Origin of the sequence: Actinomadura sp. 3N407 (assembly GCF_052245875.1) — a bacterium.
Taxonomy (GTDB): Bacteria; Actinomycetota; Actinomycetes; order Streptosporangiales; family Streptosporangiaceae; genus Spirillospora.
Map to the genome: position 1 here is coordinate 229761 of NZ_JBQQBP010000002.1, position 18534 is coordinate 248294.

Consider the following 18534-nt stretch of genomic DNA (forward strand, 5'->3'; position numbering starts at 1 on the left):
CAACGTCGTCCGGCGGTGCCCGTACCCGTGTGTCAGGCGACCTCGCCCAGGACGACCTGGGTCACGTTCGGGAAGTCACCGAAGATCTTCGTGCCCGCGCCGAAGCCGTTCCCCGTGACGGTCATCGCCGGCATCGCGCCGAATGCGTCGGCGAGGGTGACCAGCAGCGCCGTCCCGGTCGGGGTGCTCATCTCAGCGTCGACGTCGTGCCCGTGGACGGGTGCGCGGGCGCGGGCCAGCAGTTCGACGACCGCGGGGCCCGGGTTGGGAATCAGGCCGTGGCGGCACCGGATGAAGCCGCGTCCGACGGGGACCGGCGCGGCCCGCACCTCGTCCACCCCGAGCGTCTCGAGCGCGGCGCACGTCCCGACGATGTCGACGATCGCGTCGTGCCCGCCGACCTCGTGGAAGTGCACGTCCTCCGGGGGGAGCCCGTGCACCCGCCCCTCGGCCTCGGCGAGGGTCCGGAACACCTCCAGCGCACGGTCCCGCACGCGGCCCGGCAGCGGCGCGGACCCGACCACGTCGGCGATGACCGTGTGCGTCCGCGAAACGGCGTCGTCCTCGACGGACACGACCGCGCGGGTCGCCGCGATCCCGCGCCGCGACACCTGCTCGGTGTCCAGGGACCAGCCGGGAACGTCCAGGCCCTTGAGCATGGCGCGCACCTCGTCGAGGTCGGCGCCCGCGTCGAGCAGCGAACCGAGTGCCATGTCGCCGGCGACCCCGGCGAAGCAGTTGAAGTAGGCGACCGTCTTCAAGTGAGCAACCTCCGCGCTAGTACCGCGGCCCCTAGGCCGTCGTCGATTCCGGTGACGGCCAGGCCCGGTGCGCCCGAGGTCAGCAGCGCCGCCAAGGCCGCCAGACCGCCTTCCGAACTGCCGTAGCCGACACTGGTCGGCACCGCCACCACCGGGCGGGACGACAACCGCGCCGTGACCGAGGGCAGCGCGCCGTCCATGCCCGCCACGACGATGAGGAGCCGCGCCCGGTCGAGTTCCTCCCGCACCGCGAGCAGGCGGTGCAGCCCCGCCACGCCGACGTCGGCGGTCAGCGTGGCGGCCAGGCCGAACGTGGCCGCCGCCGCCATCGCCTCCTCCGCCACCGGCAGGTCGGCCGTCCCCGCCGAGACGACCGCGACCGGCAGCGGCGTCCGGGAACAGGGGCGGGGACGCGGACGGGTCAGCACCACGAGCCCGGACCGCCGGTGGTGGACGGCGTCCGGAGCGGCCTCGCGCGCCGCCTCGTACTGATCCGGCGAGGCGCGCCGCAGAAAGGCGGCCTCGGGATCGCGGGCGAGCAACTCCTTGACGCGCTCGCGCACCCGGTCCGGGTCGAGGTCTCCGGCGTCGGCGGCGGCGACGATCGGGCGGCTCACGCGTCCCCCCGCGTGTTGATGAGGTGTGCGGCGTATCCGGCGCCGTACCCGTTGTCGATGTTGACCACGACCACGCCCGGCGAGCAGGCGTTCAGTGCCGACAGCAGCGCGGCGCGCGCCGGCAGGTCGCCGCTCGCCGACGTCGGAAGCGCGATGACCATGCGGTCCACCAGACCGGACACCAGCGTCGGCAGGGCCCCGCCCGTCCCGTCGGCGACGATGAACACTTCGGGTCCGTCCTGCTCGCGGAGCCAGCCGGGCAGGGCGGCGGGGTCGTGCACCGGCGCGTCGTAGCGCCGCACGACCCGGCTGCCCATCGCCTCCGCGACCAGCGCCGCCTCCTCGGCGGCGGGCTCGTCCTCGGGCCGCCCGCACACGACCTCGACCCGTCCGGTGCCGCGCCGCGCGGCCGGCGACAGGACGGCCAGCCGGGCGCGCTCGTGCACCACCGTCCCGGCGAACGCCGTGCGCAGCGCCAGCAGGGTCTCGGCGGACGCGCGGGTCGCGAGCACGTTGGTCGCGCCCGCGCGGGTCAGGCTTTCGGCGATCGCGACGACCTCCGCCGTCGTCTTGCCCTCGCAGAACACCGCCTCCGGATGGCCGCGGCGGCGGCCCCGCCCGATGTCGACTCGGGCGAAGCCCAATTCATCGACGTCGGCGGTCATGTGCCGCTTCCCACCCGGACGACGGGGAGGCCGAGCACGGCGTTGTGGCTGCCCTGCCGGTACGGCTCCAGATCCAGGGTCACGTAGCGGAAACCGGCGTCCTTGAGCAGGGCGACGATCTCGGACGCCCGGTCGGCGGCGCGCGCGATGTCCGTGGCCTCCACCTCGATCCGCGCCAGATCACCTCCCTGGTCGCGCACCCGGAACCGTCCGCCGAATCCGGCGCGCCGCAGCCCGTCCTCGGCGTCCTCGATCCGCCGCAGCGCCTCCCGCGTGACCGGCACACCGTAGGCGAGACGTGACGACAGGCACGCCGAGGCGGGTTTGTCCGACGTGGGCAGCCCCAACCCATGAGCGGCCTGCCGCACGTCCGCCTTGCTGAGCCCCGCGTCCACCATGGGGAACCGCGCCCCCATCCGGCGGGCGGCGCTTTGACCGGGCCGGTGGTCACCGAGGTCGTCGGTGTTCACGCCGAGCAGGACGGGCCAGTCCCCCGCCTCCGCCGCCACCGCGTTCAGCACCGAGACCAGGGCCTCCTTGCAGAACCGGCAGCGGTCGGCGCGGTTGGCCGCGTACCGCTCGTCGTCCAGCTCGCCGGTCGTCACCACCCGGTGCCGCATCCCCAGCCGTGCCGCCTGGGCGCGGGCGTCCGCCAGCTCCGACCGGGCCAGCGACGGCGAGTCGGCGGTCACCGCGACGGCCCGCTCCCCCAGTTCCCGGTGTGCGAGGTAGGCCAGCAGCGAACTGTCCACACCGCCCGAGTAGGCGACCACGGCACCCGGCAGCGAGGCCAGCGCCCTGCGCAGGGCCGTGACCTTCGGTGTGTCCGGGGGCCGCGAAACGGGCCTGTCGGCCATGGATTCTCCTTCGGCGTAGTCCTCCGCCTGGTGACGCTAAACGCGGAGGAGGCACACCGAATCCGTCATCCGACGGGCGACTTGCCCCGCACACGGCCGGGAGCCGCTCGGGGGTTGGGCCCCCCAGCAGGGGAAATCCTTGCGGACGAGAGGGGGTGACCCCATCACCATGTCCGACGGCGCCGCCGGTGACGCCCGGCCGAAGGCCCGCGGACTGCGCAGCCTGGCCGAGCGCACGCCGCCGTACCGGGAACGGTGGGCCGACCTGCTCCGCGCGGTCGCGATCCTCCTGGTGGTGACCGGTCATTGGCTGGCCACGGTGGTGATCTACGACCGCGGGGGCCTGGACGGCGTTCACGTCCTGGAGGTCCTGCCGTGGGCGCACCGGCTGTCGTGGTTCTTCCAGGTCATGCCGGTGTTCTTCCTGGTCGGGGGGTTCGCGAACGCCGCCTCGCTGAGATCGTCCCGGGAGCGCGGTGTGGGCCGGCGGGACTGGCTGCTGAGCCGGACCGACCGGCTGCTGCGTCCTACCACGGCGTTTCTCGTCGTGATGGCGGCGTCGGCCATGGTGGCCCGCGCCCTCGGCGCCGACCCCGAGTCGATCGGACGCGCGGTCTGGCTGGCGCGGATCCCGCTGTGGTTCCTCACCGTCTACGTCGGCGTCGTCGTCCTCGCGCCCGCGATGCACGCCCTGCACCGGCGATGGGGGCTGGCGGTCCCCGTCCTCCTGGCCGTCCTGGTCGGAGCCGGAGACGTCGCCCGGCTGGGGTTCGACCTGCCCCACGGCGGCACGGCCAATTTCGTGCTGATGTGGCTGGCCGTCCACCAGATCGGGTTCGCCTGGCAGGACGGGCGGCTCCCGACACGATGGACGGTGGCGCTGCCGCTGTTCACCGGGGGACTGGGGTGCCTGGTGCTGCTCACGCTGGCCGGGCCGTACCCGGTCAGCATGGTCGCCGTCCCCGGCGCCGAGGTGCAGAACACCTCTCCGCCGACCGTGGCGCTGCTGTCCCTCGCGGCCGCCCAGACCGGGCTGGTGCTGCTGCTGCGCGACCGCGCCGACCGGTGGCTGCGGCGAACCCGCGTCTGGACGGCCGTGGTCGGAGTCAACGCGGTGATCCTGACCGCGTTCCTGTGGCACATGACGGCGGTGGTGATCGCCGCCGGCGCCCTCTACCCGACGGGGATCTTCCCGCAGCCGCCGATCGGGAGCGCCGAGTGGGTCCTGTTGCGGCTTCCCTGGCTGGCCTTCCTGGCGGTGACCCTCGCCTTCCTGATGACGCTGTTCGGCTGGGTCGAGTGGCGCGGCAGGCTGCGGCCCGCCCACCGCACGGACTCCCGCGGTGGGACGGGCGCGCACGCGGGAACGTACACCGCGTTGACCATCGCGGGGCTGGCGGGCGCGCAGGGCGGGCTCGTCGGCGTCACACTGGCCGGCCCGGAGTTCCACGCCCCGGCAGGTCTCCCGGCGCCGGCACTGCTGGCCTACCTCGGCGGTGTCCTCGTCCTGCACCTGATACAGCGCCAGGTTCAGGACGGCGGCGCCGGTTCGGCGGCCCCCTCGCCCACGTGACGGCGGCCGCACGGCAAGGCGCCCGGTGCCGGCCACGACGAAGGCCCGCCCCCGGGTGGGGACGGGCCGGTCCAGCGATCTGGGGGGCCGAGTATCAGTAGCGGCGGCCTCCGCCGCGGAACTTGGTGAGCAGGCGGCGGGCCTTGGCTTGCGTGCGCGGGTCGCGGGCGAGCCGCTCGGCCCTGGCCCGCGCCTTCTGCCCCTGCGGGCTCCGGAGCAATCTCTTGATCCGGTCGACGATGGAAGCCATCTTCTTCCTCCTCGGCCTAGCGTTGTCCCTTCAACGCCTGCCCGCTCAGGAAAGTTCGGAACACCATATGGGGCTTTCCCCTCCGCCCCGCGAACGTGCCCGCGTGTCACGCTTTCCGGCCGCTGCGGACGGCCAGGAAGGTCAGGATGGTGAGGAGTGCTCCGAACCACAGCACGGCGGTGGTGGACACGCCGTCGACCACGAGGCCGCCGAACAGCGCCCCGGCGGCGATGGCGAGGTTGAACATGACGGTGTTGAGGGCGGTGGCGGCTTCGGCGTGGTCGGGTGCGGCCTTGAAGATCCACATCTGGACGCCGACGGGGACGCCGCCGAAGGCGAGGCCCCACAGGATCAGGAACGCGATGCCGGTGGCCTGGGTCGCGCCGGCGAGCGGGAAGAGCGCCAGCACGAGGGTGAGCAGGACGCTGACGGCGACGATGGTGGCGCGGACGTTGCGTCCGGCGGCGGCTCCGGCGACGAAGGTGCCGGCGATCCCGGCGACGCCGAACACGAGCAGCAGCGGTCCGATGAGGTTCTCGTCGATGCCGGAGATCTCCTGGAGGACGGGGCTGATGAAGGTGTAGGCCGCCATGTGGCCGCTGACCAGCAGGAAGGTGGCCATGGTGGCGGCGCGGACGACGGGGTCGCCGAACAGGCCGAGCAGGGCGCCGAGCCGGATGGGGTGGGTGGCGGGGATGGCGGGCAGCAGCACGAACAGCGCGGCCAGGGCCAGGAGGCCGAGACCGGCCAGGGTGAGGAACGCGATGCGCCAGTCGGTGAGGCCGCCGATCAGGGTGCCGGCCGGGACTCCGAGGACGTTCGCGGCGGTGGCGCCGCCGAAGGCGATCGAGGTGGCGCGGGCGACATGACCGTCCGGGACGAGCCGGACGGCGATGCCGGCCGCGAGCGCCCAGAACCCGCCGATGCTGATCCCGACCAGGAACCGGGAGGCCAGCAGGATCGGGAAGTCGGGGGCGAGGAACGACAGCGCGTTGGCCACCACCATCAGCGTGATGAGGCCGAGCAGGACGGTGCGGCGGTCCAGGCGTCCGATCGCCACCGGAACCAGCAGTGCGCTGGCGGCGGCGACCAGGCCGGGCACGGTGACCATCAGGGCCGCGGTGCCCTCGGAGACTCCGAGGTCACCGCCGACGGAGGTGAGCAGGCCGACGGGCAGTTGCTCGGCCGTCACGACGAGGAACGTCCCGACCGCGACCGCGACGACGGCCAGCCAGCGCTTGAGGGAAACGTGCTCGGGGACGGATTCGGCGGATGCGGGTGCATCGATGCGGTTCATGGTTCTCGGCTCCGGTCGGTCTCAGGCGGCCAGGTCGGCAGATGACGCCCGGTCCCGGTGGGACCGCACGGCGGGGGTGGGCTGCGAGGGAGCCTGCGCGGGGGTCTTCGCGGGGGTCTTCGCGGGGGTCTTCGCGGGGGCCTTCGCGGGGGCCTGGCCGAGCAGGGTGCCGCCGAAGGCGATGGCCATGCCCAGGAGCTGGAGCGGGGTGAGGGCCTGGCTGAGGGCTGCCCAGCCGATGACGGCCGCGGACAGCGGGCTCAGCAGGGCGAGGAACGAGACCGAGGTGGCGGGGAGGCGGGAGATGCCGCGGAACCAGACCCAGTACGCGACGGCGGTGCCGATGACGCCGAGGTAGAGGTAGCCGGTGATGGCACGTCCGTCGAGCGCGGGCGGTGCACCCTCCACGAGGAGCGCCACGGGGGCGAGGAGCAGGCCGCCGGCGGTGAGCTGCCAGCCGGTGAAGGTCAGCGCCCCGACCCCGTCGGGCCGGCCCCAGCGCTTGGTGAGGACGGTCCCGGCGGCCATGGACGTGGCCCCGGCCAGCCCGGCGATGATCCCGACGGTGTCGAGGGCCGCGTCGGAGCGCAGGACCACCAGGCCGACCCCCAGGACCCCGGTGATTCCGGCCAGGATCTTCCGCCCGGTGGGCCGTTCGGAGAGGAGGGTGGCGGCGAAGCCGAGCGCGAACAGCGGCCCGACCGCGCCGAGGAGGGCCGCGACGCCGCCGGGGAGCCGGTAGGCGGCGAGGAAGAGCAGCGGGAAGAACGCGCCGATGTTCAGGGCGCCGAGCACCGCGCTCCGCCAGATCCACGCGCCGCGGGGCAGGACCCGGGTGATGGCCAGCAGCGCCAGGCCGGCGGGCAGCGCCCGCAGCAGGGCGGTCAGCAGGGGGCGGTCGGGCGGGAGGAACTCGGTGGTGACGAAGTAGGTCGATCCCCAGACGACGGGGGTGAGAGCGGTGAGCGCGACCGTTCCGGAGGCGCGGGGTGCGATGCTGGACATCTGGTTGCCTTCCCATTGATTATCTCAATAGTGAGATAATGTCCCCCATGAGCTTCAACGTCAAGTAGTTCAACGTTAAGATTTATCTCGTGGAGAGGAGCGGCGATGAGCGACGCGGTGGACCAGGTGCTCGACCAGTGGAGGCGGGAGCGCCCCGACGTGCAGGTATGGCCGATGGGAATCGTCGGGCGGATCTCCCGGGTGTCACTGCTGCTCGACCGCGAGCTGAAGGAGTTCTTCAGCGCGCACGGGCTGGAGCGGTGGGAGTTCGACGTGCTGGCCACGCTGCGCCGGTCCGGCCCGCCCTACGAGCTGACGGCGGGCGCCCTGAACAAGGCCGCCATGGTGACCTCCGGTGCGATCACCAACCGGATCGACCGGCTGGCGGCCCGGGGCCTCGTCGAACGGATACGGGACGAGGGCGACCGCCGGTCGGTGCGGGTCCGGCTGACAGAGCGGGGGTGGACGATGATCGAGGAGCTCGTCCCGCTGCACGTGGCGAATGAGGCGCGCATCCTGGAGCCGCTCCGCACGGACGAGCGGGATCGGCTGACGGGTGCGCTGCGCGAGCTACTGGAATCGCTCGGCGACACGTCCCTGGCCTAGGACGTGCCGCCGGAGCGGGTCAGGGGCCGGCCGCGTGATCAGAAGGCCTCGTCGAGGCTGACGCTGCCCTCGACGCCGATCTGATAGGCCGAAACGCGGCGTTCGAAGAAGTTGGACAGCTCCTGGACGTCCTGAAGCTCCATGAACCCGAACGGGTTCGGGGTGCCGTAGCGGACGGGAAGGCCCAGGCGCGCCAGGCGCTGGTCGGCGACGTTCTCGAGGTAGGCGCGCATGTCGTCCGCGCTCATGCCCGGGAGGCCGTCGCCGCACAGGTCGTGGGCGAACGCCAGTTCCGCCTGGACGGCCTCTTCCAGCATGCGGGTGACCTGGCCGGTCAGCTCGGCGTCGAACAGTTCGGGTTCCTCCGCGCGGACCGTGTCGACCACGGAGAACGCGAACTCCATGTGCATGCTTTCGTCCCGAAAGACCCAGTTTGTCCCCGACGCGAGACCGTTCAGGAGGCCCCTCGACCGCAACCAGTACACGTACGCGAAGGCGCCGTAGAAGAACAGGCCCTCGATGCACGCGGCGAAGCAGATGAGGTTCAGCAGGAACGTCCGGCGGTCGGCGGCGGTGCGGAGTTCGTCCAGGGAGCCGAGCGAGTCGATCCAGCGGAAACAGAACTCCGCCTTGGAGCGGATCGACGGGATGTGCTCGATCGCCGCGAACGCCTTGGCGCGCTCGTCCTGATCGGGCAGGTAGGTGTCCAGGAGGGTCAGATAGAACTGGACGTGGACGGCCTCCTCGAACAGCTGCCGCGACAGGTAGAGCCTGGCCTCCGGGGCGTTCACGTGCTTGTAGAGGTTGAGCACCAGGTTGTTCGCCACGATCGAGTCGCCGGTGGCGAAGAACGCCACCAGGCGGTTGACGAGGTGCACCTCGGCGGGCGTGAGACGGGCGAGGTCCACGAGGTCGGACGCGAGGTCGACCTCCTCGACCGTCCACGTGTTGCGGATCGCGGCGCGGTAGCGCTCGTAGAAGTCGGGGTAGCGCATGGGCCGCAGGGTCAGGTCCATGCCGGGATCGAGCAGCATCACTGGCATGCCTCACAGGTCTCGGGGTTCTCCAGGGAGCAGGCGGCGGCCGTCTCCTGGGCGACGGTCTTCTGGGCGACCGTGCTCTGGGCGACCGTCGTCTGCGCGATCCGGGTGGCCGGGCGGGAGCGCAGGTAGTAGGTGGTCTTGAGGCCGCGCCGCCACGCGTAGGCGTACATCGAGGAGAGCTTGCCGATCGTCGGCGTCTCCATGAACAGGTTCAGCGAGTGGGACTGGTCGATGTACGGGGTGCGGGCGGCGGCGAGGTCGATCAGCGCCTTCTGCGGCAGTTCCCAGGCCGTCCGGTAGAGGGTCCGCATCTCGTCGGGGAGGTCGGCGATGCCCTGGACGGAGCCGTTCGCCTTCTTGATCGCCTCGCGGACCGGCGGCGTCCAGAGCCCGAGCGACTTCAGGTCGTCCACCAGGTATCCGTTGATCTGCAGGAACTCCCCGGACAGCGTCTCGCGCTTGAACAGGTTGGACACCTGCGGCTCGATGCACTCGTAGCAGCCCGCGATCGACGCGATCGTGGCGGTCGGCGCGATCGCGATCAGCAGCGAGTTGCGGAGCCCGACCTCGGCGACGCGCGCCCGCAGCCGCTCCCATTCGGCGGGACGGGCCGGCGCCGCGTCCGGGAAGTGGTCCAGGTGGAGCTGACCGCGGGCCGTGCGCGTCCGGTCGTAGGCGGGCAGCGGTCCGTGCGCGGCGGCCAGGTCGGCGGACGCGTAGTAGGCGGCCAGCGCGATCTCTTCGGAGATGCGCGTGGACAGCTCGCGGGCCTCCGGCGAGTCGAACGGCAGGCGGAGCGTGAAGAACACGTCGGCCAAGCCCATCACGCCGAGGCCGACCGGCCGCCATTTGTTGTTCGCGGCCTCCGCCTCGGGCGTCGGGTAGAAGCCGCGGTCGATGGTGCGGTCCAGGAACCGCACGGCGGTGCGGACGGTGGCGCGGAGCCGCTCCCAGTCCATCCCGGACGGGCCGACGTGCGCGGCCAGGTTCACCGACCCGAGGTTGCACACGGCCGCCTCACCGTCGCTCGTCACCTCAAGGATCTCCGTGCACAGGTTGGAGAGGTGGACGGTCTGGCCCGGTTCGGCGGTCTGGTTGCAGGCGCGGTTGGCGGCGTCCTTGAACGTCATCCAGCCGTTGCCCGTCTCGGCGAGCGTCCGCATCATGCGCCCGTACAGCTTGCGGGCCGGGACCTGCCGGACGTACCGCCCTTCCTTCTCGGCCGCCCGGTACGCCTCGTCGAACGCGTCGCCCCACAGGTCGGCCAGCTCGGGGACCTCCTTCGGGTCGAACAGCGACCATGTCGCGTCGTCCTCGACGCGGCGCATGAACTCGTCCGGGATCCAGTTGGCCAGGTTGAGGTTGTGGGCGCGGCGCGCGTCCTCGCCGGTGTTGTCGCGCAGCTCCAGGAACTCCTCGACGTCGGCGTGCCACGGCTCCAGGTACACGCACGCCGCACCCTTGCGGCGCCCGCCCTGGTTGACGGCCGCGACGGACGAGTCGAGCGTGCGCAGCCACGGGACGATCCCGTTGGAGTGCCCGTTGGTGCCGCGGATCAGCGAGCCCCGCGACCGGACCTTCGTCCAGGAGATCCCGATGCCGCCCGCGTACTTGCTGAGCCGCGCGACCTGCCCGTACCGCTCGTAGATCGACTCCAGCTCGTCGCGCGGCGAGTCGAGCAGGAAGCAGGACGACAGCTGGGGGCGGCGGGCGGCGGAGTTGAACAGCGTCGGCGAGCCGGGCAGGTACGACAGCGTGCTGAGCAGGCCGTACAGCTCGGCGGCGTCGTCCACCGTGTCGGCGAGGCCGCACGCGACCCGCAGGAGGAAGTGCTGGGGGCGTTCGAGGACGAGCCGTGTCCGCGGATGCCTCAGCAGGTACCGGTCGTAGAGGGTGCGGAGCCCGAAGTACTCGAAGCGGTCGTCGGCCGACTCGTCGACGAGGGCGTTGAGCGCCGGGGCGTTGGCGGCGGCGAACGCGGCGGGGGCGTCGGCCAGGAGACCCTCCCGGTGCGCGGCGGCGACCGATTCGGCGAACGTCCGGACACCGGCGGCCGCCGCCTCGTCCCGGATCCGGGTGCCGAGCAGCCGCGCGGCGACCCTGGAGTAGCCGGGTTCGGCGGGCACCAGCGCGCCGGCCTCGCCGATCGCGAGGTCCCGCAGCGCCGCCGCGTCCATCCCGCCGGCGGCCCGGACGGCGGCCAGCACCCGTCCCGCCTCGGCGCCCGGTACCCCGTCGCAGGCCGCCTCGACCTCGGCGGCGATCTCGGCTTCGGCGGCGATCTCGGCGGGCGGCGCCGGCACCGGCGGCGCGGCCAGGTCCTGTGTCACGTGCTTCTCCCCTCGCAAGCCGCCTCGCGGAGGCATGCGAACGGGGCGCGAGCCGCCGCCCACCAGGGCGCGCCGCGCTCCGTCCCCGGCCCACCCGCGAGGCCTGGACGTGTTGGTCCGGGACGCTTCCCGGACGCCGTGCGGGCAGGTCTTCGGACTCGCGGGCGCCGCCTCTCTCTCCGAGGCGTCCTACTGGCCGTCGCTTCCCAGGCCGCGTGGCCCAGTGCTTCATGACGGCAGTCGTTCCCGCTCACCGCTGCGGGGCAGTCCCGGAATCGCACCGGGTTCCCTCTCGCGTCGCCCCCGCCGCGAAACGGCGGGGGCGAACCAGCACGGGATTGAACCCTACATGTAGTCGAGGATCTTTGTGCAACCCCAAGATATTGGGCGTGTCGTAGTGGATTACGGGGTCGGCTGCGAGCACGGCACCCCGGGTGGGACCATGGTCGTGCCATGTCCCCGCATGCCCAGCAACCGGTGTTCCGGACCGCACGCGCGGTGGTGTTCGCCACCGTGTGCGTCGCGCTTGCGATCACCGGGCACGTCCTGGCGTCGGGGACGACGATCCCGGCCTGGGCGGCGCTGACGGGCTTCTGCGCCGTGCTGGGCGTGACGCTCATGCTGGCGGGCCACGAACGCTCGCTGGCGACGATCCTCGGCGGCCTCCTCGGCGGTCAGTTCGCGCTGCACGCCCTGTTCACGGCCGCCGCCGAGCCGGTCTACGACCACTCGGCGGTCATGCACGCGGCGATGCCGGCCGGTCCGGACGTCATGCTGTCGGCCGCGCACGGCACGGGCGGCACGACGATGACGCTCGCGCACACCGTGGCCGCACTGGCCGCCGCGTGGTGGCTGAGACGCGGCGAGCGGGCCGCGTGGTCGCTGGCCCGGCGGATCGCCGCCGCGGCGGACCGTCCGATCCGGCTCCTGGTCGCCCTCCTGACCGTTGAACCGGCGGCGCCTCCGCGGCGTACCCCCGCGGTACCGGCGGCGGCCGCCGTCATGGCCATCGGCCGTGTGCTGCGGCACCAGGTCGTCCGGCGGGGTCCCCCGCCGCGTTCGAGGGCGCTCGCCCGCATCTGAGGCGAGCGCCGTACGTCACCGGACGCCGATCCCGGCGTTTCCGGATCTTCCTCGTACGACTCGAACGGAGTTCCGTCATGTCCGTCGTTCCGCATGCCCGCAGGGTCGGGGCCATCGCGTCCCTCGCCGCCATATCCGTCGCGGGCCTGGCCACGGCCGCGTCCGCGCACGTCACCGCCAACCCGAAGACCGCCGAGCAGGGCTCGTACGCCAAGGTGGCGTTCCGGGTGCCGAACGAGCGCGACAACGCGTCCACCACGAAGGTCGTCGTGCACCTGCCGACCGAGCACCCTCTGTCGTCGGTGTCGGTCCGTCCGGTCCCCGGCTGGAAGGTGAAGGTGGAGAAGTCGAAGCTTCCGGAGCCGATCAAGACGCACGGCGGCGAGCTGACCGAGGCCGTCACCAAGATCACCTGGTCGGGCGGGGAGATCGAGCCCGGCCGGTTCGAGGAGTTCGACGTCTCGATGGGGCGGCTGCCGACCGACACCGACCAGATGATCTTCAAGGCCGACCAGACGTACTCCAACGGCGAGGTCGTCAAGTGGGAGGAGGAGCCGCCGGCCGAGGGCGCGGAAGAGCCCGAGCACCCGGCCCCGGTCCTCAGGCTCACCCCGGAGGGCGGCACGGAAACGGCCGGGCTGACCGCCCAGACGAAGCCCGCCGAGAAGACGTCGGCGTCCTCCGACGACGGGACGGCCCGGCTGCTCGGCGGCATCGGCATCGCCGTCGGCGTGGTCGGCATCGGCGTCGGCGGACTCGGCCTGACCCGCGCCCGGAGCCGGGCATGACCCACCTCGAAAGGAATGCTGAGATGCACACCTTCAGGCGCCCTGTCATGAACGCCGCGAGGCGGGCCGCGGCGGGCGCCGCCGCCGTGGGGTTGGTTCTGGCGGTGTCCGCGGCCCCGGCGTCAGCGCACACCGCTTTGACGGCGGCCGACCCGGAGGAGGACTCGACGGTCAAGGCGCCGTCCCGGATCGTCCTGACGTACTCGGAACCGGTACGGCTGCCGCGGGTGATCGTGACGGACGCGTCCGAGAAGCAGGTCCAGTCCGGGGAGCCCCGCGCGGTCGACAACGAGGTCACGCAGCCGCTCGGCGGCACGCTGCCCAACGGCGAGTACACGGTGGCCTGGCGTGTCGTGTCCGCGGACGGCCATCCGGTCCAGGACAGCTACACGTTCACCGTGAAGGGCTCGCCCACCGGAGCGCTGGGCGACGCGTCCGGTGAATCTCCCGGTGCCGCCGCCCAGCCCCCGGCCGCGTCCCCCGAGTCCTCTCCGGCGAACGCCACGTCCGCCGAGGACTCGGGCGACTCGTCGGGCTGGCTGTGGATCGGCCTGATCGGGCTGGTCATCGCGGCGGCGGCCGGCGCGGTCACCTGGTTCCGCCGCTCGCCGTCCCAGGACTGATCATTCCGCTACCGGCCGGGTGATGACAGGCCGCTGTTCGAGCACATGGACGCCGACCACCCGAAGTGGGTCGCGCTCTGGCTGGAGGCTCCGATGCCGCACTGGGACTGGGGCGTGGCCCCGCCTTACATTCCGTCCAAGCCCTGACCGGACGCCCTCGCGTGCCGCCCTTCCGATGCGGAGGGCGGCACGTCGGCGTCTGGAGAAGCGGTTGACATAAAACGCTATTTGACTAACACTTCCTTGTGACTACCAATAGGGAGTGTCTGTCATGGCCATGTACCTGTCCCGGCTGGGCCGGTTCTGCTTCCGGCGGCGCCGGCTCGTCGCCCTGATGTGGGCCGGGCTGCTCGTGCTCACCGCGTCGGGGGCGGCCATGCTGTCCGAACCGGCCCCCGACACGTTCTCGGTGCCGGGCACCGAATCCCAGCGGGCGAACGACCTGCTCAAGGAGCGGTTCCCGCAGGCCGCGTCCGGTGGGGCCACGGCCCGGGTCGTCTTCGCCGCTCCCGCCGGAACGTCCCTCGACGAGCCCGCCCTGAAGCAGGCCGCGGCCCGGATCAAGAACCTGCCGCAGGTCGACGGCGTAGCCGACCCGCTCATCTCCGCGGATGGCCGGATCGCGCTGGCCGAGGCCGACTACCGCGTCCCCGAGCAGGAGTTGACCGACGCGGACCGGGACGCGTTGCGCGAGGCCGCCGCCATCCCCGGCGTGCGGGTGGAAATGAGCGGCGACGCCGTGGCGCCCCCCGAGGAGGGCGCGGGCGAACTGCTCGGCGTCGCCGCCGCCGCCATCGTCCTGCTCGTCACGCTGGGGTCGCTCATCGCCGCCGGGCTGCCGCTCCTCACCGCCGCCACCGGAATCGTCATCGCCCTGTCGCTGATCAGCGCGACGACCGCGTTCATCGAGCTGAGCTCCGACACCATGGCGCTCGCCCTCATGCTCGGCCTCGCCGTCGCGATCGACTACGCGCTACTGATCATCTCCCGCTACCGGGAGGAGGTGCTGGACGGACGCGAACCCGCCGACGCGGCCGGGCACGCGGCGGGCACCGCCGGGTCCGCCGTCGTGTTCGCGGGGCTGACGGTCATCATCGCGCTGGCCGGGCTCGCGGTCGTGAACATCCCCGTCCTGACCCGGCTCGGCCTGGCCGCCGCGTTCACCGTGGGCGTCGCGGTGCTCGTCGCCCTGACGCTGCTGCCCGCGCTCCTCGGATTCGCGGGCCGCCGCGCGCTGTCGCGCCGCCGTCCCGCCACCTCGGCCGGACACCGCTGGGGGCAGCTCGTCACGTCCCGTCCCGTTCCCGTGCTCGCTCTGGCCGTCGGCGGCCTGCTCGTCGCCGCGACACCCGCGCTCGACCTGCGGCTCGGCCTGCCCGACGACGGCACCGCCCTGCCCGAGACCACCCAGCGCCAGGCGTACGACCTGCTCGCCGAGGGGTTCGGCCCCGGAATCAACGGCCCGCTGAGCCTGGTCGTGCAGGCCCCCCGCGACACCAAGGCCGCCGCAAACCGCGTGGCCCAGGACGTCAGGTCCCTGGACGGCGTCGCGGCGGTCGAACCCCCCATGCTCGACCCGGCCGGTGACACCGCCCTCATCGGCGTCGTGCCCGCCAGCGGCCCGACCAGCGAAGCCACCGAGGACCTCATCACCACCATCCGGGACCGGTTCGCCGCCCGCGACGGGGTCGCGGTCGCGGTCACCGGGCAGACCGCGATCGACATCGACACCTCCGAGAAGCTCGCCGGCGCGCTCGCCCCATACCTGACAATGGTCGTCGGCCTGGCGTTCCTGCTGCTGACGCTGGTGTTCCGGTCGGTCCTGGTTCCGTTGACCGCGACGCTCGGCTACCTGCTCAGCGTCGCCGCCACGTTCGGCGCTGTCGTCGCCGTGTTCCAGTGGGGCTGGTTGAACGGCGTTCCCGGCCTCCACTCATCCGGCGTCATCGTCCACCTGCTGCCGATCATGCTGATCGGCATGGTGTTCGGGCTGGCCATGGACTACCAGGTCTTCCTCGTCACCCGGATGCGCGAGGAGCACGTCCGCGGCGCGTCCCCCACCGACGCCGCCGTCACCGGCCTGACCCACGGCGCCCGTGTCGTCACCGCCGCCGCGATCATCATGATCAGCGTGTTCGCGGGGTTCATGCTGTCCGATACGCCGATGGTGCAGTCGTTCGGCTTCGCGCTGGCCGCCGCCGTGTTCTTCGACGCGTTCCTCGTCCGCATGACGATCGTCCCCGCCGTGATGGCACTGCTCGGACGCGCCGGCTGGTGGCTGCCCGCCCGCCTCGACGGCGCCCTCCCCCACGTGGACGTGGAAGGCGAACGCCTCCACGCGACAGTAGGCTCCACGTCCAGGACGGAGTGACGAAAGGCTGGGTGATGGCGCCGAAACCGGGCCTGCGGGAGCTGAAGAAGGCCAGGACCCGCGCCGCGATCCAGAGGGAGGCGCTGCGGCTGTTCACCGAGCGCGGCTACGACGCGACGACCGTCGAGCAGGTCGCCCAGGCCGCGGAGGTCGCGCACACCACCGTCTTCCGCTACTTCCCGACCAAGGAAGACCTGGTCATCAGCGACGAGGCCGACCCGGTGTTCTACGAGGCGCTGCGCACCCAGCCACCGGAGCTGACCCTGATCCAGGCCCTCCGCGCCGCCATCCGCGACGTACTCGGCGCCTTCTCCGAGGACATCGCCACGGCCCGCGAGCGGACCGTCCTCATCCTGTCCGTCCCCGCGCTGCGCGGCGCCGCCTTCGGCAACTACCTCGACACCATGCGCGCCGTGACCGCCATCCTCGCCGAACGGACGGGCCGCGGCCCGGACGACGTCGCCGTCCGCACCCTCACCGGCGCCGCCTTCGGCGTCATGCTCGACATCATGCTCCGCTGGTCCGACGACCCGTCCCTGGACCTCCCCCAAGCTCTGGACGAAGCCCTCGCCACCCTCGAGCCCCCGGCTGAGGGCCGTCAGGCGGTCGGCGGTGGCCGGGGGACGACCTGAGCGGCGGCGACGATCCGCTCCAAGGCCGCGGCGTGGCGCCGGAACGCTTCGCGCCCCTGCGGGGTGAGCTGGACGTGGGTGCGCCGCACGGCCCCGTCCCGCCCCTTCCGTACGGTGACGTACCCGGCGTTCGCGAGCGCCGTGATCTGCTTGGACAGGGCAGAGTCGCTGGTCCCGACGTTGTCGCGGATGAAGCCGAACTCCGCCCAGTCCGCCGGGGCCAGCAGGGCGACGATCGACAGCCGCGCCGGAACATGCAGGAACTCGTCGAAGCCCGCGTCCATCGCTACCGGACGACTTTCTCGTAAGCCCGGCGGAACGGGCGGGTCGACGCGATGCATCCGAGGGCCGTCGCGGCACCTGCGATCGTGTAGGGCGCCGGCAGGCCGATCATCCGGGCGGTGATGAGGAACGCCCCGAAGCCCACGATCACGTAGGCGGACATCGCGAGGATGAACATCACCTCGGCGCCGGTGGGCTTTCGACGGACGGACGCGCGGGCGTACCCGACGGCGAGCACCCCGAAGATCAGGCCGTCCGCCAGCAGCATGGCGATGAGGTCCCAGGGATCCGGCAGATCGAACGACGCGAACACGATGAACAGCCCGAGCGCGACGAGCAGCACCTCCGGGCGCGAGGTGCCCTGGCGGATGTACTCGTCCCGAGTTCTGTCCTGAAGACGACGGATCTCGTCGAGCGAAGCGCGAGCCTCATCAGGGTTCATGACACCTCCCGAGCTACTTTCCTCCAAGGAAAGTAACATGTACTTTCCTCAGAGGAAAGTTGAGCCCCCGGCCATCGTCCGGCCAGGGGCTCGCGGGGGGGACGTCAGGTCAGGTCGTGCGCACCGGCCTTGATGCCGACGGTGAACGCGTCCCAGACGGCCGGGGAGAACGCCAGCTTCGGCCCCTCCGGATCCTTGGTGTCACGCACTCCGACCATGAGAGCGAGGTCCGCAACCTCAACGCATTCGCCGCCGCTGTGACCGCTGTAGCTGCTCATGCGCCAGTGGACGTTCGCATGGTCACGCCCTGTCGTGCACGCCGGACTTGATGTCGGCAGCGAATGCGCCCCAGGCGGCCAGAGAGAGGGCCAGTCTCGGCCCGTCCGGATCCTTGGAGTCGCGCACACCGATCACCGGAGCAAGGTGCGCCACCTCGATGCAGTTGCCGCCACTGTGGTCGCTGTGGCTGCTCTTCCGCCAGTGGACGCTAGGCATGTCCTTCATAGCCTCTCCATCGTTGTCCTAATCACGGCCCGCGACTCTTCAAGGGGGAGCGCGTAACCTCGGAGCAGATCCCAGCGTACGACTTTATCTCTGACCCTGACAGGTTTCTCGATCAAGAAACCTTCGCCCGCCGACTCGGTGTAGGCGAGATCTGGCCTTTCATCGAAACTCAAGATGGTGAAGTCGCCACCGAGTCCGGCATGGTAGCCCGCGCTTTTCGGTATGACCTGAAGCATCGTGTTGACTCGTTCAGAAGCCTCGAGCAGGACACTAAGCTGCTCTCGCATGACGTCGGGCCCTCCCACCGTGCGCTGGAGCACGGTCTCGTCCAATACCATCCACGTGTGCGGTGATACCTCACGGGCGAGGGCCGTCTGACGTTCCATCCGCTTCGCCGTCAGTTCCGAAACGTTGGTCCCGCCGTTGGCGAGGAGGATGGAGCGCGTGTAGTCCTCGGTCTGGAATAGGCCGTTGATGAGCAGCGCGCAAGAGATTCGGTACGACGTCGCCTTCTTCTCGTACTCCAGGTACTCCGGGAAGCCGGGCGGGAGCACGAACTGGACCTCGATCTCGTTGATGAGTTTCCAGTGGCGGCGGAAGTAGTCTCCCGTCTTGAAGTAGGTGTCGAGGTCTTCGGCGCTCTGCTTGGAGACCTTGCGGCCGCTTTCCATGGTGCTGATCCACTGTGGGGTGCAGCCAAGCGCGTCCGCCAGTTCCTTGCCGGTGAGACCGGCTTCCTCGCGCTTGCGGCGGAGTTCGGTGCCGAAGAAGATGCGCGCTCGATTCTCGCTCATGGGAGCCTCCG

General features: G+C 71.7%; 21 protein-coding genes and 1 riboswitch. Of the genes, 7 read left to right on the forward strand and 14 right to left on the reverse strand.

The annotated features are described in order from the left end of the window. Window positions 1-32: 32 nt before the first annotated feature. From ACTWPP_RS05155 to larE, 4 genes are read right to left on the reverse strand one after another with little or no spacing between them, the layout of a single operon-like run. A complete protein-coding gene (locus ACTWPP_RS05155; RefSeq protein ID WP_443102913.1) occupies window positions 33-761 on the reverse strand; it encodes a LarC family nickel insertion protein in 729 nt (242 codons plus the stop codon). Beyond that, complete coding sequence (gene larB, locus ACTWPP_RS05160; RefSeq protein ID WP_443102914.1) at window positions 758-1378, reverse strand: nickel pincer cofactor biosynthesis protein LarB; 621 nt, start codon at window positions 1376-1378, stop codon at window positions 758-760. Before larB ends, ACTWPP_RS05155 begins: the two co-directional genes overlap by 4 nt. Further along, window positions 1375-2043: an AIR carboxylase family protein gene (locus ACTWPP_RS05165; RefSeq protein ID WP_443102915.1), complete on the reverse strand. Its 669-nt coding sequence runs from the start codon at window positions 2041-2043 to the stop codon at window positions 1375-1377. Before ACTWPP_RS05165 ends, larB begins: the two co-directional genes overlap by 4 nt. Continuing rightward, entirely contained in the window at window positions 2040-2900 is an 861-nt protein-coding gene (larE, locus tag ACTWPP_RS05170; protein WP_443102916.1) for an ATP-dependent sacrificial sulfur transferase LarE, read from the reverse strand. Before larE ends, ACTWPP_RS05165 begins: the two co-directional genes overlap by 4 nt. Before the next feature lie 169 nt (window positions 2901-3069). On the opposite strand from larE, the gene ACTWPP_RS05175 reads away from it, so the two are divergent. Continuing rightward, entirely contained in the window at window positions 3070-4473 is a 1404-nt protein-coding gene (locus ACTWPP_RS05175; RefSeq protein WP_443102917.1) for an acyltransferase family protein, read from the forward strand. A 94-nt stretch (window positions 4474-4567) separates the two neighbouring features. On the opposite strand, the gene ACTWPP_RS05180 is transcribed toward ACTWPP_RS05175, so the two are convergent. The 3 genes from ACTWPP_RS05180 to ACTWPP_RS05190 all read right to left on the reverse strand — a co-directional run bounded on the left by ACTWPP_RS05180 (window position 4568) and on the right by ACTWPP_RS05190 (window position 7025). Next, entirely contained in the window at window positions 4568-4723 is a 156-nt protein-coding gene (locus tag ACTWPP_RS05180) for a hypothetical protein (RefSeq protein WP_443102918.1), read from the reverse strand. A gap of 106 nt (window positions 4724-4829) precedes the next feature. Next, a complete protein-coding gene (locus ACTWPP_RS05185; protein WP_443102919.1) occupies window positions 4830-6020 on the reverse strand; it encodes an MFS transporter in 1191 nt (396 codons plus the stop codon). 21 nt (window positions 6021-6041) lie between these two features. Further along, entirely contained in the window at window positions 6042-7025 is a 984-nt protein-coding gene (locus ACTWPP_RS05190) for an EamA family transporter (protein WP_443102921.1), read from the reverse strand. A gap of 105 nt (window positions 7026-7130) precedes the next feature. Here ACTWPP_RS05190 and ACTWPP_RS05195 point away from each other — a divergent pair, with 105 nt between their 5' ends. Beyond that, complete coding sequence (locus tag ACTWPP_RS05195; RefSeq protein WP_443102922.1) at window positions 7131-7631, forward strand: MarR family winged helix-turn-helix transcriptional regulator; 501 nt, start codon at window positions 7131-7133, stop codon at window positions 7629-7631. Between the two features lie 38 nt (window positions 7632-7669). Here ACTWPP_RS05195 and ACTWPP_RS05200 read toward each other — a convergent pair whose 3' ends face one another. Both ACTWPP_RS05200 and ACTWPP_RS05205 read right to left on the reverse strand, forming a co-directional pair. Continuing rightward, window positions 7670-8674: a ribonucleotide-diphosphate reductase subunit beta gene (locus tag ACTWPP_RS05200; protein ID WP_443102923.1), complete on the reverse strand. Its 1005-nt coding sequence runs from the start codon at window positions 8672-8674 to the stop codon at window positions 7670-7672. Next, window positions 8665-11004, reverse strand: a complete 2340-nt coding sequence (locus ACTWPP_RS05205) for a ribonucleoside-diphosphate reductase subunit alpha (protein ID WP_443102924.1) — start codon at window positions 11002-11004, stop codon at window positions 8665-8667. The genes ACTWPP_RS05200 and ACTWPP_RS05205 overlap by 10 nt, the downstream gene beginning before the upstream one ends. Before the next feature lie 126 nt (window positions 11005-11130). Beyond that, window positions 11131-11351: riboswitch (cobalamin riboswitch) on the reverse strand. A gap of 106 nt (window positions 11352-11457) precedes the next feature. Here ACTWPP_RS05205 and ACTWPP_RS05210 point away from each other — a divergent pair. The 5 genes from ACTWPP_RS05210 to ACTWPP_RS05230 all read left to right on the forward strand — a co-directional run bounded on the left by ACTWPP_RS05210 (window position 11458) and on the right by ACTWPP_RS05230 (window position 16501). Beyond that, window positions 11458-12087, forward strand: a complete 630-nt coding sequence (locus tag ACTWPP_RS05210; RefSeq protein ID WP_443102925.1) for a hypothetical protein — start codon at window positions 11458-11460, stop codon at window positions 12085-12087. Between the two features lie 77 nt (window positions 12088-12164). Beyond that, a complete protein-coding gene (locus ACTWPP_RS05215; RefSeq protein ID WP_443102926.1) occupies window positions 12165-12875 on the forward strand; it encodes a YcnI family copper-binding membrane protein in 711 nt (236 codons plus the stop codon). A gap of 47 nt (window positions 12876-12922) precedes the next feature. After that, window positions 12923-13498, forward strand: coding sequence for a copper resistance CopC family protein (locus ACTWPP_RS05220; RefSeq protein ID WP_443102927.1), 576 nt, complete (start codon window positions 12923-12925; stop codon window positions 13496-13498). A 271-nt stretch (window positions 13499-13769) separates the two neighbouring features. Next, window positions 13770-15869, forward strand: coding sequence for an MMPL family transporter (locus ACTWPP_RS05225; RefSeq protein ID WP_443102928.1), 2100 nt, complete (start codon window positions 13770-13772; stop codon window positions 15867-15869). A 14-nt stretch (window positions 15870-15883) separates the two neighbouring features. Beyond that, window positions 15884-16501: an acyl-CoA-like ligand-binding transcription factor gene (locus tag ACTWPP_RS05230; protein WP_443102929.1), complete on the forward strand. Its 618-nt coding sequence runs from the start codon at window positions 15884-15886 to the stop codon at window positions 16499-16501. Here ACTWPP_RS05230 and ACTWPP_RS05235 read toward each other — a convergent pair. From ACTWPP_RS05235 to ACTWPP_RS05255, 5 genes are all read right to left on the reverse strand, one after another. Next, entirely contained in the window at window positions 16468-16785 is a 318-nt protein-coding gene (locus ACTWPP_RS05235) for a winged helix-turn-helix domain-containing protein (RefSeq protein WP_443102930.1), read from the reverse strand. The two genes, ACTWPP_RS05230 and ACTWPP_RS05235, sit on opposite strands and share 34 nt — an antisense overlap. Window positions 16786-16787: 2 nt before the next feature. Then, window positions 16788-17225, reverse strand: coding sequence for a hypothetical protein (locus ACTWPP_RS05240; protein ID WP_443102931.1), 438 nt, complete (start codon window positions 17223-17225; stop codon window positions 16788-16790). Between the two features lie 104 nt (window positions 17226-17329). Continuing rightward, on the reverse strand, window positions 17330-17503 hold the full coding sequence (locus tag ACTWPP_RS05245; protein ID WP_443102932.1) for a DUF397 domain-containing protein: 174 nt from the start codon (window positions 17501-17503) through the stop codon (window positions 17330-17332). 22 nt (window positions 17504-17525) lie between these two features. Continuing rightward, window positions 17526-17729, reverse strand: coding sequence for a DUF397 domain-containing protein (locus tag ACTWPP_RS05250; protein WP_443102933.1), 204 nt, complete (start codon window positions 17727-17729; stop codon window positions 17526-17528). Beyond that, window positions 17726-18523 carry a helix-turn-helix domain-containing protein gene (locus ACTWPP_RS05255; RefSeq protein WP_443102934.1) on the reverse strand — a complete coding sequence of 266 codons (798 nt, stop codon included), beginning with the start codon at window positions 18521-18523 and terminating at the stop codon, window positions 17726-17728. Before ACTWPP_RS05255 ends, ACTWPP_RS05250 begins: the two co-directional genes overlap by 4 nt. Between the last annotated feature and the right edge of the window lie 11 nt (window positions 18524-18534).

Bases quoted from the DNA above. Each gene is read 5' to 3' on its own strand.
- ACTWPP_RS05165 (WP_443102915.1), bottom strand. From the start codon at position 2,043: ATGACCGCCGACGTCGATGAATTGGGCTTCGCCCGAGTCGACATCGGG.
- larE (WP_443102916.1), bottom strand. From the start codon at position 2,900: ATGGCCGACAGGCCCGTTTCGCGGCCCCCGGACACACCGAAGGTCACG.
- ACTWPP_RS05175 (WP_443102917.1), top strand. From the start codon at position 3,070: ATGTCCGACGGCGCCGCCGGTGACGCCCGGCCGAAGGCCCGCGGACTG.
- ACTWPP_RS05180 (WP_443102918.1), bottom strand. From the start codon at position 4,723: ATGGCTTCCATCGTCGACCGGATCAAGAGATTGCTCCGGAGCCCGCAG.
- ACTWPP_RS05185 (WP_443102919.1), bottom strand. From the start codon at position 6,020: ATGAACCGCATCGATGCACCCGCATCCGCCGAATCCGTCCCCGAGCAC.
- ACTWPP_RS05190 (WP_443102921.1), bottom strand. From the start codon at position 7,025: ATGTCCAGCATCGCACCCCGCGCCTCCGGAACGGTCGCGCTCACCGCT.
- ACTWPP_RS05195 (WP_443102922.1), top strand. From the start codon at position 7,131: ATGAGCGACGCGGTGGACCAGGTGCTCGACCAGTGGAGGCGGGAGCGC.
- ACTWPP_RS05200 (WP_443102923.1), bottom strand. From the start codon at position 8,674: ATGCCAGTGATGCTGCTCGATCCCGGCATGGACCTGACCCTGCGGCCC.
- ACTWPP_RS05210 (WP_443102925.1), top strand. From the start codon at position 11,458: ATGTCCCCGCATGCCCAGCAACCGGTGTTCCGGACCGCACGCGCGGTG.
- ACTWPP_RS05215 (WP_443102926.1), top strand. From the start codon at position 12,165: ATGTCCGTCGTTCCGCATGCCCGCAGGGTCGGGGCCATCGCGTCCCTC.
- ACTWPP_RS05220 (WP_443102927.1), top strand. From the start codon at position 12,923: ATGAACGCCGCGAGGCGGGCCGCGGCGGGCGCCGCCGCCGTGGGGTTG.
- ACTWPP_RS05225 (WP_443102928.1), top strand. From the start codon at position 13,770: ATGGCCATGTACCTGTCCCGGCTGGGCCGGTTCTGCTTCCGGCGGCGC.
- ACTWPP_RS05230 (WP_443102929.1), top strand. From the start codon at position 15,884: ATGGCGCCGAAACCGGGCCTGCGGGAGCTGAAGAAGGCCAGGACCCGC.
- ACTWPP_RS05235 (WP_443102930.1), bottom strand. From the start codon at position 16,785: ATGGACGCGGGCTTCGACGAGTTCCTGCATGTTCCGGCGCGGCTGTCG.
- ACTWPP_RS05240 (WP_443102931.1), bottom strand. From the start codon at position 17,225: ATGAACCCTGATGAGGCTCGCGCTTCGCTCGACGAGATCCGTCGTCTT.
- ACTWPP_RS05245 (WP_443102932.1), bottom strand. From the start codon at position 17,503: ATGAGCAGCTACAGCGGTCACAGCGGCGGCGAATGCGTTGAGGTTGCG.
- ACTWPP_RS05250 (WP_443102933.1), bottom strand. From the start codon at position 17,729: ATGAAGGACATGCCTAGCGTCCACTGGCGGAAGAGCAGCCACAGCGAC.
- ACTWPP_RS05255 (WP_443102934.1), bottom strand. From the start codon at position 18,523: ATGAGCGAGAATCGAGCGCGCATCTTCTTCGGCACCGAACTCCGCCGC.